A 13,959-nucleotide genomic window follows, 5' to 3' on the forward strand; every position below is an offset into this window, starting at 1 on the left:
ATGTTTTTTTTACATGTTACTAACAATTTATTCGAAATTGCTGAGATAATAAATTGTTAGACCGGGTTCTATTCAAACTCGGACTGTAAAACGCGAACAATTTCCTGAATGGTATCTTCTTCAAGATCTGTACGTCTTACCAACTCTTCTTCCGTAAGTGAAAGAACAGATTTAGCGGTATCCAGACCTACACGTTTCAATTCGTCAATAACCCATCCTTCGATTTCGTCGCTGAATTCTTCGATGTCCACATCCTCATCAAATTCGTCATTCTCACGATACACATCGATTTCGTAACCTGTCAGTTTACCTGCCAGTTTAATATTGTGTCCTCCACGGCCAATCGCAAGAGATACCTGATCTGATTTCAGATACACAGCTGCCGTTTTGTTGTCTTCATCAATTTTGATAGAGCTGATACGCGCCGGGCTAAGTGCACGGGTGATATATAGGGAATGATTTGTTGTAAAGTTGATAACGTCAATGTTCTCATTTCTCAACTCACGAACAATACCGTGGATACGGGAACCTTTCATACCTACACAGGCTCCTACCGGATCAATACGGTCATCGTAAGATTCTACAGCCACTTTAGCACGCTCTCCCGGTTCACGGACAATCTTCTTGATGGTAATCAATCCGTCAAAGATCTCCGGTACTTCCAGTTCAAACAAACGCTGTAAAAATGCTGGTGCTGTACGTGAAATAATGATCTTAGGATTGTTGTTCATCATGTCTACCTTATGCACAACCGCACGGATACTGTCTCCTTTTTTGAAATAATCCGCAGGGATCTGTTCTGTTTTAGGCAGAATCAATTCATTACCGTCATCATCAAGTACCAAAATCTCTTTTTTCCAGATCTGATAAACCTCACCGATCACTAACTCACCTTCACGATCTTTATATTTTTTGAAAACTTCGTCTTTCTCCAGTTCCAGAATTTTAGAAACCAATGTCTGACGTGCAGCCAGAATTGCTCTGCGTCCGAAGCTTTCCAATGTGATCTGCTCAATATAATCATCTCCTACTTCAAGATCTGCATCGTGTTTAACTGCCTCTGCCAACTCGATTTCCAGATCATCATCTTCTGAAAATTCATCTTCCACGACTACACGTGTTCTCCAGATCTCTAAGTCACCATTATCAGGGTTGACAATTACGTCCACATTTTCATCTGTACCAAACCGTTTGCGGATCATGCTACGGAATACTTCTTCCAACACAGAGATTACCGTAGGACGGTCAATGTTTTTAAACTCTTTAAACTCCTGAAAAGAGTCAATCAAATTGATATTGCTGCTCATTTTTACTTAAATGAAATTAACACCTTAGTTTCCTTTATTTGTTCAAAAGGAATCACCGACTCAACCGGAACGGCTTTCTTCCCTTTTTCTTTTTTACTTTCCTCGATTGTAATAGCGCTTTCCGTTACATCCAGAAGCTTGCCTTCTCTCTTCTCTCCCTCGTGATTCTTGACCCGGACATTGCGCCCTATATTCTTTTCATACTGACGGATCAGTACCAGAGGACTATCAATACCCGGAGAAGATACTTCCAGACGGTAAGCAGTCTCTATTACATTCTCTTCTTCCAGATGAAAACCAACATGACGGCTTATCTTTACACAATCATCAATCGCAATCCCGGAGTCCCCGTCAACAAGAATTTCAAGTACGCCATTGCCTTGCATTTTTATACTGACAATAAACAAATCCTCACGATCGCCTATTTTTTCCAGAACCAACTCTTCAACCCGCTGTTCTACCTTTGTCTTCATCTATTACTGTTATTTTAAATCAATAAAGAATTAAAAAAGGGGGCATATGATGCCCCCTTCCTTTCAGATAGTACAAAAGTACAAAATATTTTTAAAAATCCAAAACATCTTTTTTATCCCTTATTATTATCGACCACTGCACTGATGGTTTTTTGCATCTGCGCCATCATAGAGGTCAGTGTTTCCATAGTAGGCTCCGGGCTTGGCTCCGGAAGTTCGGTGCTTATAAATGCCTTTGCTTTCCAGACCTCCAGAATATCGTCCGCCCCTACCCAGTATGGCTCGTACGTCTTGTTGTCTGAGACCAGCTTCAATCCTTTTTCTTCTTTATATTTAAAGGCAATACGTTTGTAAACGACACCTTCTTCTTTAGATACAATGATATATGTCTGTCCGGGTTTGATATCATGCCAATTTTCTACATACTCTCCTATTATAACAGAGCCCGATGGTAAAGGCAACATAGAATCTCCTTTTATTTCAAAGGCACGGTATGTACCCTGATTAAACATCGGGAGTGAAAACTTCGGCAACTCAGCGACATATTCCGGATCACCATATCCGTTCAGATATCCTGCACTCGCCTTGACAGGTACCAGTTCTATATTTTCACGATCCTGCTGATCAACCGTTACACTCAGTACACGCAGATTAGAAGCATTACTCCGTGGTGTAGGTTTCCACTTATCATCTATACTATCATTCGCCAGTTCATCCATAGTCAGATCAAAATATTCAGCTATTTTTTTTAGCAACTCATATTTAGGCTCTGCTCTATCCTCTTCATACGCCCCTACCGAAGCACGTTTAATCTCCATTAAATCAGCAAATTGCTGCTGTGTCAATCCTTTTTTCTTTCTGATGTATTTCAGATTCGAGGCGATATTAGACATAATAATTTTTTAAATAAAATTTGTAAATACTAAAATTGTTAGTATAATTGTACTATCAAAATTAGCAAATAGATTCAGAAAAACCAAATTTATTAGCCAAAACAAGGAGAAAACATGAAAAAATACTGCATTTACATCGCCTCAGACAGCAATCGTCATCATCTTGAAGTCAATCTGACACAAGATGTAGAGACGACATATCAGGAAATGAGAACTGTTCACGCTTCTTTATTCAATCAGGTTATCAAATTAAGCAGTATTGTTTATATCGAGTATGTCCATACTTTCGAGCAGGCGGAGAAACGCAGAAAAGAACTTGCATCCCTCCCGCGCATCGTCAAAGAAAGAATGGTCAGAAAACAAAATCCAAACTGGAAAAATCTTTGTTCCCTACATACGCCCTTAACTATCCTACATAACAAAAAAGCCGTTGCTTATCTCTCATAAATAATGCAACGGCTCCCTTTTGATTAAACTATTTACCAGCCCGGAGTGAAATTCACTCCGAACGTCCCGGATTTAGAATTCGTCTTGACGAAAGGAAAAGCATAGTAAGGTTCCAGAATCATGGCTCCAAACAAATTGATCCGCAGTGAAACCCCGGCACTCATAACCGGAATCTTATAATTAGGATCGTAGCCCATCTCCGGAAGATTAGTATCCGGATTAACAATCACATTACCTTTACCATCCTTTAACGGTACAATAGGCCGATCATCGGAAGACCACACAACCTTATTGCCTTTGGACCAGGCAAGTCCCGCATCAAAGAACAGATTTAAGTCGGAAAATAAGAATCCGGATTTCACGGCAGCCAGTTTTTCCGGCCCTGTAAACGGCAATCTTACTTCAAAATTAAACACCGCTGTGCGGGATCCCATCAAATCTGAGATTCTCACTTTGCCATTGCGGTCAAAATCACCGCTTTCATATCCACGAATCAGATACGGATATCCGATGTAAAAAGGATATAATGCATTTTCATTGCTACCAAAACGCGAATAGGAATACAGTCGGGCGGCTATCGTTACAGGCTTATAACGGTTGTATTTTCTCAGATCTACATTGACTGCAGAAAAAGTATAATCGCCAAAATACTGCTCTACTCCCAGACGATAACGATATCCCTGTAGCGGAGCAGCAATACCGAACACGGAATTGTCTCCTACCAAAGCAGTATTGACCTGCTGCACTACAAAAGGTTTCAGATTACCAAATCCTAATTGTGAGGCCTCTTCGTTACTGAGCTTACGACGATCGCCATATCCGGAATAGTAACTCTGACGCCATTTGTCTACACGGTAATTATACCTTACAACAGCTGCTCCAAGCTCCACTCTGTGATGTCTGTTAAACGGATAGGCAACAAAAACATCAGCCTGTTGTTGAAAAGTCCGCACTAAATAGGTATTGTATGACAACTCTTCACCATATCCGAAGTCCTCAAATTCATTTGTATTGTATCCCGAAATATATGGAATATGCGACAACGAAGCTCCCCAGTTGAACCGGCCCTTCTGGTTAATATAAGCAATCTGCCCGCCGAAATCCTGAATTTCTCCATTTACATTTAGGGCTGCAAAGATCTGATTGTACCCGAGAATATCTGAAAACATCCCCTGAATACCACTGGATATCCCTGCTCCGTAACGGCTTCCAACAGAAACTCCAACACCGCTATTAGCCAGATAATCGAGCTTAAACTTAGGCTTATAGGCTATTGTATTAATCTGATCATCTCCGATACGCTCAAAGGCATTGAAATTACGCAGATTGGTATTGACTACATTCACACCGCGGCTTACAGGAGGAGGCAGCATAGCTGCATCAAAATTGACCGAACCTGCATCTACTATAGTCCCCGTAAAATCCGAACTCTTTGCATAATACACACTGTAGGCATTGTTTTTAAAATACGAGTAGACGATTTCATCTGTAGCAGAGATACTCATCGCAGGAGAATACTCGGTGATCCCACTGATACCTGTAAAATAGTCCGTCAATTTTTCCAACTGAGCGGACGCTACTGTGTAGCGGTACATATTACGGTAACCATCCCCGTTAGATAGAAAATAGATTTGTTCTCCGTTAGAGGAGAAGTGTGGATTGAGATTATTCGCTCCGGGAAAAATATCCAGATTCTGAATGTTTTTTGTCCGGATATCTACTATAGCCAGATTCATGGGAATATCTACCGATCTGTTATCAGATGCCAGTGCTACCCGATCAGTACTGAATACAATAGATTTTCCATCTCTGGAGAAACTGGGCTGAAAGTCAGAATACACATCATTCGTTAACTGATCCAGTTTTTTGGTCTTCAGGTTATAAATATAAATATCACTATGCCCGTTTTTCAAACCTGAAAAAGCAACATGATCTCCATCTGCAGCCCAGGTAATATTTGTGAACTCCGTAATATCTCCCATCGCCTCTACTGACAGCGTTTTGCCTGTCGCTACATCCACAGTCATTAATTTATTCTTACCAGCGCTAAACACTGAAAAAGCAAACTTACGGCTGTCCGGAGAAAAGGTACCTGCAGACTCCAGAAAACTAAACTCGTCTATATCTTTATTTGTAAGCCTGCTCCCCAGTTTTCGTATGACTTTGCCGGTGTGCGCATCTGCCAGGAAGAGATCGATACTGAACATATCCTTTTCAGATAGAAATGCCACATACTTTCCATCCGGAGAAATTGCAGGTGAGACATTCATCCTGCCTGAATTGCCGGTATTAAGTATCGGGGTCCCGACAGGTCTTGAAACCGTATCTTTACCGGAATTCTTATACATATTCTCCATGCTGTTCTTCCACAGATTAGACATGGTTTGTGCGTCATAGCCAAACACACGTTTCATAGCGATCTCATAGCCATATTTAGCCGTTTCGATAAACAATGGCATAATCACTGTATCTCCGTAAGTAGATCCGATGTATGACCAGAATGCCTGACCATACCGGTAAGGAAAGTATTTGTAAGACTGTTCTGTCATCTGCTTCAGCGACGGAATATCTTTATTGAGGTAAGCATCCCGCATCCACATGGAAGTAAAGGCGTCCTTTTTCCCTATAGAGAAATATTCGGCCATCCCTTCTACCATCCATAGCGGCAGATTCATAATATTTTCAAGACGGGTAGAATCACCTCCGTCTATAAGGACCCGATATTGAAATGCGTGTACAAGCTCATGTCCCAATACGTGACGGGTTTGCTGATTAATCTGCATAACAGGCATGACTACTCTCTGCTTGAATGCTTCTGTCACCCCGCCGGTTCCGACACTGATCTCCCCCTGAATAGCTGTGGTTTGTTGAAATTCGGGATGATTGCTGTAGACAATAACCGGATTCTTGCGTAGGAAAGTATCCTGGAACACCTGTTGATGCAGTTCGTACCACACTTCACTTTCTTTAGCCAGCCACCTGACCATACTGTCATTTTTCAGATAGTAATAGAGATCAAAATGCGGAGTTTCATAAACCTTAAAATTCAGCTTTTTGTAGCGCATTTTGTTCTGACCAAAATACTGAGCCTGGCTCATATTGGGAAACATAAAACAAAATGCAATTAAAGCGAACAGTAGCCTGGCACTGTTCGACAATTGACTACATAACGTACTTTTCATGGAGTTAAGTTAATAAAAAAACAGATACCCTGACTACGTCTTAGCCGAGGGTAGAGTCAGCATCCAAAGCAGGAGGCTGAGGTGTGGTTACTGGCTGTTCACCGTTTTGCTCTTCTCCCCCCTCACCTTCTAAGACTTCTCCTTCGGGAAGATCTACCGCTGTACTATCAGCGCTTTCTGTCCGCTCAGGTAATCTTGGGCTTTCACATTTATATTTTTTGGTTATCTCGACTGTAGGATCAGGGAATTTACCAAATGTATATCCCAGCTCCGGATGTTTGTATAATTCTTCCAGAAACATACCGAAGATCGGTAATGCGGTCTTAGAACCTTCTCCTGTGTGTGAGTTTTTGAAATGAATGCTTTGCTCATCGCAGCCTACCCATACACCGGTCACCAGATCTTTGGTCACACCCATATACCAACCGTCTACATAATCAGAAGATGTGCCTGTCTTGCCACCGATCTGATTTTCTTTTTTAAAGAGATCCCAATCCCAAAGTGCCTGAGAAGTTCCTCCCGGCTCTTCCATTCCTCCACGAAGCATATAGGTCATCAACCAGGCATTTTCTTTCGTAAGGGCTTCCTTTTCTTTCTTTTTGAATTCAGCGATTACATTGCCGTCAAAATCAACAATCTTCGACACCAAAATCGGATCCATTCGTTTGCCTTCATTCATAAATGTTGCATACGCTCTTACCATTTCATACACGGATACATCATTAGATCCCAGACTTACTGAAGGCACAGATTTCAGAGGACTGTCTATACCACATCTGTGTGCGGCCTCTACGACTTTATCCCATCCCACTTCTTCCGTAATCTGAGCAGTAATGGAATTGACTGAACGTGCCATAGCCCAACGAAGAGACATCTCTCTGTAGCTAAAATTCCAGTCTGCATTTTTTGGCTCCCAATACTCTTCTACTCCATCTTTAAGACCGGCGTAAATCCGTACCGGTTTGTCCGTGTATTTATCACAAGGTGATTTTCCGGATTCAAGCGCTGCCAGATAAGCAAAAGGTTTGAATGTAGAACCTGCCTGACGTTTGGATTGATTGACGTGATCAAATTTGTAATATTTGTGGTTGATTCCTCCCACCCATACTTTGATTTCTCCTGTTTTTGGCTCCATAGACATCATCCCTGCATTCAGCATTACGACATAATGTCTGATTGAATCCATCGTAGACAGTTCTTTCTTCTGATTACCATTCCACGTAAAGATCTCCATCTCTTTTGGTTTATTGAGATAGTAATTTACGCTATCCATGTTATTAGGATATTTTTTGATTAGCGCAGCGTAATAAGGCGTTTTCTTTGCAAGATTCTCTATAAAATTCGGAATCACATTTCCTTCTTTATCTCTCCATGGATCTTCACTTCCCCAGGCATTCTTCAGCCGTTGCTGTAAAAATTTCATCTGCTTACCGACCATTTCCTCAGCCATCTTTTGCATACGGGAGTCAATAGTCGTATAGATTTTTAGTCCGTCTTTATAGATATCAATATCATTTTCCTTACTCCAGTCTTCCAGCCAGCGTTGCACGGCAGCTCTCAGATAAGAGTCATTTGCATCCTGACGATCAACGTTGTTGGTATTCAGATTGAGGTCTTGCAGAGAATAGGTATCCACCTGTTGTTTGGTCAGGTATCCGGCTTTTTGCATCTGTGCAAGCACTACATTTCGTCGCTGAAGCGCATTTTTAGGATTTCGCAACGGATTGTATAAAGTCGTTCCTTTGAGCATCCCGATCAGCATAGCCGATTCATTGACGCTCAGCTGACTTGGCATTTTATTAAAATATCGCAGTGAGGCTGATTTGATACCATAGGCATTATTACTAAAAGATACGGTATTGAGGTACATGGTAATAATCTCATCTTTTCCGTATTTGCTCTCTAACTTATAAGCCGTCATCCACTCTTTAAATTTATTGACGATAAGTCCTACTCCGGGAACTTTACCTAAAATACCGGCGGAAGTATTGTAACGGGTGCGGTAGAGATTTTTGGCTAACTGTTGTGTGATGGTACTGGCTCCGCGTTTATCACCGGTAAGCGTAGACACTATACCGGAAGCAAGCCCGAGAAAATCTATACCATTATGTTTATAAAAACGGATGTCTTCTGTCGCGACCAGCGCATTCAGAACATTGGGTGAAATACTATCATGAGGTACCGGATCACGGTCTTCTTCAAAATATCGTCCGATAAGAACAGAATCGGCAGTATATAGCTCTGTAGAAATATTAAGGGATGGCATGACAATGTCCTTTTTCGTCGGAGAATAGCCAAAAAGCCAAAGAAAGTTAATCTGTACGGCACAAACAATCAGTACAATAAAATAGACAGCGATAATAAAGTAACGCAAAAATTTATTTTTGATACCTCTAAACATGATGTAAATATGAAGAATAGTTTTGGTAAAAGTATAATCAGACGCAATTAATTGGCAATAGTGTCTAAGAAATTAACGAATTTTAACATTTGTATCGGGTAGCTTTTGAATCATGAAGATAGGAGTTTTTTTCTCCTCAAAAAGTATACCTAAAGATGAGATTTAGCAGAATAATGATAACATTTAAATATTTATTCTCTACTTTTACAGTCAATTTAGTGACCAGAAAACATGTTGAAGCAAACTTTACAACAGAAACTTTTACAAAAACTTTCGCCACAGCAGATTCAGTTTATCAAGCTGTTGCAGGTACCTACTGTTTCATTAGATGCCCGTATCAAAGAAGAACTTGAAGAAAACCCGGCATTAGAAGACGGGAGTTTGATCAACATGAACGAACCTGTACAGGAGTATCCGGATAAAGATCCGGATGAACAGTACGAAGGGGAAGACAATTCGTTCGATGAAGAATTCAGTGTAGATGAATATATTCAGGATGATGACTTTAATGATTATGGCAATTCTTACGGCGGAGATGACGAGGAAGATCGCAAAGAGATGCCTATAGCTATTCAAAGTTCATTCTTTGAGAGTCTTCAGAATCAACTGGACTTACTGGCTTTAGATGATAAGCACTTTCTAATCGGTCAGCAGATTATCGGCAGTCTTGACGATGACGGATATCTTCGCCGACCTATCCTGTCGCTTATCGATGACCTTGCCTTTTCACAGAATGTCATTGCTGAAGAAGAGGAAGTACTCGAAATGCTGAAGATCGTACAGGACTTTGAACCTGCCGGCATTGGAGCAAGAGATCTTCAGGAGTGCCTTCTTATACAATTAAAAAAGAAAAACAACGATAATGAAGCCGTGAAAAAGGCTATTCTTGTTGTTCAGAATTACCTGGAAGAGTTCACAAAGAAACATTATGATAAGCTTGAAAAAGCATTAGGCCTTAACTCAGAAGAGCTTAAAAATATCATTCAGGAGATCCTGAAATTAAATCCTAAACCGGGAGATTCAGGAGCAGCAGCAGGAAAGCAACTTCACATTATCCCCGACTTCCATATCAGTAACAATGACGGTGTTCTGCACCTGACCTTGAATGGCCGGAATGCGCCGGAACTACGGGTTTCCAGATCTTATCAGGAGATGTTTGAACATTACGAAAAAGTAGAGAAGACGGATAAGAAGATGAAGGAGGCGGTACAGTTTGTCAAACAAAAACTGGATTCGGCCAAATGGTTTATCGATGCCATTAAACAGCGTCAGCAGACTTTGTTGAAAACAATGAATGCGATTATGGAATATCAGTATGAATACTTCCTGACGGGAGATGACCGCATGCTTAAACCCATGATTCTGAAAGACATAGCTGACCGCATAGAAATGGATATTTCAACTGTTTCGCGTGTGGCTAATTCCAAATATGTACAGACTGAATTCGGTACGTTTTTACTTAAATCATTTTTCTCTGAAGCCATACAAACTGATTCGGGTGAAGAGGTTTCTAATAAAGAAGTCAAGAAAATTCTGGAAGAATGTATCTCGAATGAAGATAAGCGTAAACCTTTAGCGGATGAGAAACTGACTGATATCCTAAAAGAAAAAGGTTATTCTATCGCCCGCCGTACAGTAGCCAAGTACAGGGAAGCATTAAATATACCTGTCGCAAGATTAAGAAAGGAGTTGTAATCAGCTCCTTTTTTCTTTTTATCAATTCGTTCTTCCTCAAATCTGATATTTTCAGTAAATTGGTATAATTTTCAAATCTTCTATGCTAACAGAAATTATAGTAATCCTTATCCTGATCCTCCTAAATGGTATTTTATCCGCCTCCGAAATAGCTATTGTGTCCAGCAGAAAAGCTCGCCTGCAAGCAGAGAGTGACAAGAAAAACCCAGCTGCAAAAATCGCTTTAGACCTCAAAGAACATCCTAATCAATTTCTTTCTACTGTGCAGATCGGCATCACCCTTATCGGTATTCTGACAGGTTTTTTCAGTGGAGGAACTATTTCTACATTTATAGATGCTCAACTTCAGCAGGTTGCGTTTTTCGCGCCTTATAGCCAGCAGCTGTCTGTAATATTAGTTGTCATCATCATCACTTACCTTTCTTTGGTGATTGGCGAATTGGTTCCTAAACGGATCGGAATGGCTATACCTGAGCGTTATGCGACGTTAATCGCCTTCCCTATGCACTTTCTGAGTAAGATCATGAAGCCTTTTGTATGGTTTTTAAGTATCTCTACAGATTTCCTGGTCAGACTGCTCAACATCAAAGTCAGCAAAAATGCCGTTACTGAAGAGGAAATAAAAGCGTTGGTAGATGAGGGAGTAGATAGCGGTATTATCGATAACATAGAACATGATATTGTAGACCGTCTTCTTGCAATCGGCGATAAGAAAGCTATCAATCTGATGGTTCACCGCAGTAAGATCGACTATCTGGATCTGCAGGATTCTTTTGAAGAGAACAAAAAAGTGATCACGGCAACTCAACATACGGTATACCCGATCTGTGATGGTAATTTTGATAAGATAAAAGGAGTAGTACATGTCAAAACATTGCTGCAACAATATCTTAACAACGAAGAGACGGACTTGTCTGCTCTTATCACCCCTATTCCGTATATCAATGAAAATAGTGGTGCACTCTCTGTATTGGAATCGTTTAGAAATTCAAAAGCAGCTCAGGCTATTGTGATCGATGAATACGGTATACCCCAGGGAATTATTACGTTAAAGGATATATTGACGGGTCTGGTGGGAGATTTTGATGATCTGAACAATATTGAAAACAGCAAAATCCGTAAACGTGAAGACGGTTCATTCCTTATTGACGGCCGATATCAGCTGGACGATTTTATGGAAAGTCTGGAAGTAGGATTATCCGAAAAAGACGAAGAAGAAATCCGCAATATCACTACTGTCGCAGGGCTGGTATTCTTTTTACTGGATCGCGTACCTGAAGAAGGTGATAAGGTGATTTATAAAAATCTTGAATTTGAAGTACTGGATATGGATGGTAACCGGATCGATAAACTTCTTGTCACAAGACTTCCTTTGTCTTCGGATCAGGATTATGAAGATTAACGCTGTCCAAAAAGCCAAAACTGATCTTTAATTTAAAATCTTATGTACTTTAGACAAAAAGAGGATCAGATTTGAATGATAACATTACATTCAAATCTGATCCTTTTTAATGTTTATCTTCCAGATCATTCGGAAGAAATGCAGTCAGTCGCTATGCCTGACGGTGTTGATCGATAACTTGTACAAGATTGTTTTTCATCAATAGTCCGGATTGTCTCCACACCTGCTCGCCGTCTTTAAAAAGTATAAGTGTCGGAACACCCTGTACTTTAAAATTCGAAGCAAGTGACTGATTTTTATCCACATCAATTTTGATTATGGAAAGATCTTCACCATAATGTTTTTTGACTTCTTCCAGAATAGGAGCCAATTGCTGACACGGACCGCACCAGGATGCTGAAAAATCGATCAGCGCCAGTTTGTGCTTTTGTAATATTTCATTAAATGTTGCCATATAATCAATCTTATTTCTGTTCAGTATCCTGCACCGCAGAAACAGCTTTATAACCACCTTCCACGTTGAGGATATTATGTATACCCTTAGCGTACAATAATGATGCCGCCAGACTACTTCTGTAGCCGGACTGACATTGTAGCAGATAGGTCTTATCGGAATCTATATTTATCTGAAAACCGGATGTATTCAAAGGAATATGAAGTGACTTTTCTACATGCCCTTTTGTGTATTCCTGAGGCGTCCGTACATCTACATATACATACTTCGCCTTCTGCGTATGATCCAGTGCCTGAGCAGCTGTAACACTGCCAATACGTTCAATCGGTTTATGCGCTTCTGTCCATGGTTCTAACCCTCCTTTAAGATAGCCGATGACATTCTTATATCCAAGAGCATGCAATTTATCTATAATCAGTTTCTCCTGTCCCACTTCTGCAACAAGAAGAACTCCTGTATCTTTATTGTTTACAATTTTAGTCATCCAGCTATCGAATGGCCCTTCCCAACCGATATTGATACTTTTGGAAACAAAGCCTTTCAGAAAATCATCTGCCTTCCGGGTATCGATGATCAGATATTGATCTGCTGCTTCCGCAAATTGCTCTGCAGATAATGCCATACTGTCCTGCTGAACGCTGTCAGCTTTACTATATCCGGATAATGACATCAGGAACATACATAGGATTACTATTTTTTTCATTCGTAAGTGAAGTTTTAAAAACACAATGATTGAATTGTTTGAAACTCTTAAAACCAGATAGCGGGTTTTAAATTATTGGGTATTAATTGCGATACGGTATAGCCAGCGATTCCAGTTTTTCGATATCGCCATTATAGATATTAAGATCTACATTACCATTTATTCCCCGAACTGATCCTTTTTCAGAAAATTGCCAAAAATCCCAGTGGTCTTTCAGATCGTCTATCCAGAAGTTATAATTTGCAATCCAGATGACATGATCTGAAAATTCTTTCTCCAGAAAGTCCGTAAAAAACTTATCTCCGGAATACAGAATAGGCTTGATCCCGTAATGCGCTTCTACAAAGCCTAACCAGCGCTTCAATCCTGTACGCAGACTGTCCATAGACTGATTGACAGGCATCTCCTCTATATCCAGCACCGGCGGCAGATCCCCTGCTTTCAGGTGAACTGTCTTCACAAAATTCCGAGCTTGTTTTAATGAATTTTCATTTGGTCTGAAATAATGATAAGCCCCTCTGATCTTGGCTCTGGAATTCGCTCTTTTCCAGTTTGTTTTAAATTTAGAATCCACCCCGGATTCGCCCATAGTCGCCCGGATAAAAATAAAGTCTACCGGAAATTTATCATTGATTGTATTGACTTGTACCCAGTCTATATCACCCTGATACTGACTGATATCTATCCCGAATATCTTATCATCATGCTTACTCATGAGTTCGACATTACGAATGTCGTATTTAGCATCTTTCCATCCGTTCTGCTCCTTCCCGGAAACTACTTCTCTGATATAGTAACGGATTCCTGAACGATAATGCCAACTTACGGCAAGCAACACAATGATAACAGGAATGACTATACTCCATATAAGATATACTTTTCTGTCATCCTTTACCTCCCTTTTAGGTGGTGCAGCCCTCTTCACAGCCTTTTTCGCCATGCCCTGAAATTAATGCATTACACGGATACTTTCAAATTAAATTTGAACAAATTATATTTGTC

General features: G+C 40.4%; 11 protein-coding genes. 3 read left to right on the plus strand and 8 right to left on the minus strand.

What is annotated here, in order from left to right; genetic code table 11:
* Nucleotides 1-68: 68 nt before the first annotated feature.
* From nusA to I6J03_RS01115, 3 genes are all read right to left on the minus strand, one after another.
* A complete protein-coding gene (gene nusA, locus I6J03_RS01105; protein ID WP_002994057.1) occupies nucleotides 69-1,307 on the minus strand; it encodes a transcription termination factor NusA in 1,239 nt (412 codons plus the stop codon).
* Nucleotides 1,308-1,309: 2 nt separating this feature from the next.
* Entirely contained in the window at nucleotides 1,310-1,780 is a 471-nt protein-coding gene (gene rimP, locus I6J03_RS01110; protein ID WP_003007501.1) for a ribosome assembly cofactor RimP, read from the minus strand.
* Nucleotides 1,781-1,893: 113 nt separating this feature from the next.
* A complete protein-coding gene (locus tag I6J03_RS01115) occupies nucleotides 1,894-2,673 on the minus strand; it encodes an XRE family transcriptional regulator (RefSeq protein ID WP_003007503.1) in 780 nt (259 codons plus the stop codon).
* A gap of 114 nt (nucleotides 2,674-2,787) precedes the next feature.
* Between I6J03_RS01115 and I6J03_RS01120 the strand changes: the two genes are divergently transcribed.
* Nucleotides 2,788-3,120 carry a GIY-YIG nuclease family protein gene (locus tag I6J03_RS01120; RefSeq protein WP_003007504.1) on the plus strand — a complete coding sequence of 111 codons (333 nt, stop codon included), beginning with the start codon at nucleotides 2,788-2,790 and terminating at the stop codon, nucleotides 3,118-3,120.
* A gap of 32 nt (nucleotides 3,121-3,152) precedes the next feature.
* Here the strand turns inward: I6J03_RS01120 and I6J03_RS01125 are convergent, their stop codons facing one another.
* Entirely contained in the window at nucleotides 3,153-6,230 is a 3,078-nt protein-coding gene (locus I6J03_RS01125; RefSeq protein ID WP_003007507.1) for a PD40 domain-containing protein, read from the minus strand.
* Nucleotides 6,231-6,342: 112 nt separating this feature from the next.
* On the minus strand, nucleotides 6,343-8,703 hold the full coding sequence (locus tag I6J03_RS01130; RefSeq protein ID WP_003007509.1) for a transglycosylase domain-containing protein: 2,361 nt from the start codon (nucleotides 8,701-8,703) through the stop codon (nucleotides 6,343-6,345).
* A 231-nt stretch (nucleotides 8,704-8,934) separates the two neighbouring features.
* Here I6J03_RS01130 and rpoN point away from each other — a divergent pair, with 231 nt between their 5' ends.
* Nucleotides 8,935-10,398 carry an RNA polymerase factor sigma-54 gene (gene rpoN / locus I6J03_RS01135; protein WP_003007511.1) on the plus strand — a complete coding sequence of 488 codons (1,464 nt, stop codon included), beginning with the start codon at nucleotides 8,935-8,937 and terminating at the stop codon, nucleotides 10,396-10,398.
* A gap of 82 nt (nucleotides 10,399-10,480) precedes the next feature.
* A complete protein-coding gene (locus I6J03_RS01140) occupies nucleotides 10,481-11,800 on the plus strand; it encodes a hemolysin family protein (RefSeq protein WP_003007513.1) in 1,320 nt (439 codons plus the stop codon).
* 151 nt (nucleotides 11,801-11,951) lie between these two features.
* Here the strand turns inward: I6J03_RS01140 and trxA are convergent, their stop codons facing one another.
* From trxA to I6J03_RS01155, 3 genes are all read right to left on the minus strand, one after another.
* On the minus strand, nucleotides 11,952-12,254 hold the full coding sequence (trxA, locus tag I6J03_RS01145) for a thioredoxin (RefSeq protein WP_003007516.1): 303 nt from the start codon (nucleotides 12,252-12,254) through the stop codon (nucleotides 11,952-11,954).
* A 10-nt stretch (nucleotides 12,255-12,264) separates the two neighbouring features.
* Entirely contained in the window at nucleotides 12,265-12,957 is a 693-nt protein-coding gene (locus tag I6J03_RS01150) for a rhodanese-like domain-containing protein (protein WP_003007518.1), read from the minus strand.
* 82 nt (nucleotides 12,958-13,039) lie between these two features.
* Nucleotides 13,040-13,897: a glycoside hydrolase family 25 protein gene (locus tag I6J03_RS01155; RefSeq protein ID WP_003007520.1), complete on the minus strand. Its 858-nt coding sequence runs from the start codon at nucleotides 13,895-13,897 to the stop codon at nucleotides 13,040-13,042.
* Nucleotides 13,898-13,959 lie beyond the last annotated feature (62 nt).

It is taken from the genome of Sphingobacterium spiritivorum (assembly GCF_016724845.1).
GTDB classification, from domain to species: Bacteria; Bacteroidota; Bacteroidia; order Sphingobacteriales; family Sphingobacteriaceae; genus Sphingobacterium; species Sphingobacterium spiritivorum_A.

What these genes read in the sequence shown, in the direction of transcription:
- nusA (WP_002994057.1), bottom strand. Translation starts at nt 1,307, where the DNA reads ATGAGCAGCAATATCAATTTGATTGACTCTTTTCAGGAGTTTAAAGAG.
- rimP (WP_003007501.1), bottom strand. Translation starts at nt 1,780, where the DNA reads ATGAAGACAAAGGTAGAACAGCGGGTTGAAGAGTTGGTTCTGGAAAAA.
- I6J03_RS01115 (WP_003007503.1), bottom strand. Translation starts at nt 2,673, where the DNA reads ATGTCTAATATCGCCTCGAATCTGAAATACATCAGAAAGAAAAAAGGA.
- I6J03_RS01120 (WP_003007504.1), top strand. Translation starts at nt 2,788, where the DNA reads ATGAAAAAATACTGCATTTACATCGCCTCAGACAGCAATCGTCATCAT.
- I6J03_RS01125 (WP_003007507.1), bottom strand. Translation starts at nt 6,230, where the DNA reads ATGTTTCCCAATATGAGCCAGGCTCAGTATTTTGGTCAGAACAAAATG.
- I6J03_RS01130 (WP_003007509.1), bottom strand. Translation starts at nt 8,703, where the DNA reads ATGTTTAGAGGTATCAAAAATAAATTTTTGCGTTACTTTATTATCGCT.
- rpoN (WP_003007511.1), top strand. Translation starts at nt 8,935, where the DNA reads ATGTTGAAGCAAACTTTACAACAGAAACTTTTACAAAAACTTTCGCCA.
- I6J03_RS01140 (WP_003007513.1), top strand. Translation starts at nt 10,481, where the DNA reads ATGCTAACAGAAATTATAGTAATCCTTATCCTGATCCTCCTAAATGGT.
- trxA (WP_003007516.1), bottom strand. Translation starts at nt 12,254, where the DNA reads ATGGCAACATTTAATGAAATATTACAAAAGCACAAACTGGCGCTGATC.
- I6J03_RS01150 (WP_003007518.1), bottom strand. Translation starts at nt 12,957, where the DNA reads ATGAAAAAAATAGTAATCCTATGTATGTTCCTGATGTCATTATCCGGA.
- I6J03_RS01155 (WP_003007520.1), bottom strand. Translation starts at nt 13,897, where the DNA reads ATGGCGAAAAAGGCTGTGAAGAGGGCTGCACCACCTAAAAGGGAGGTA.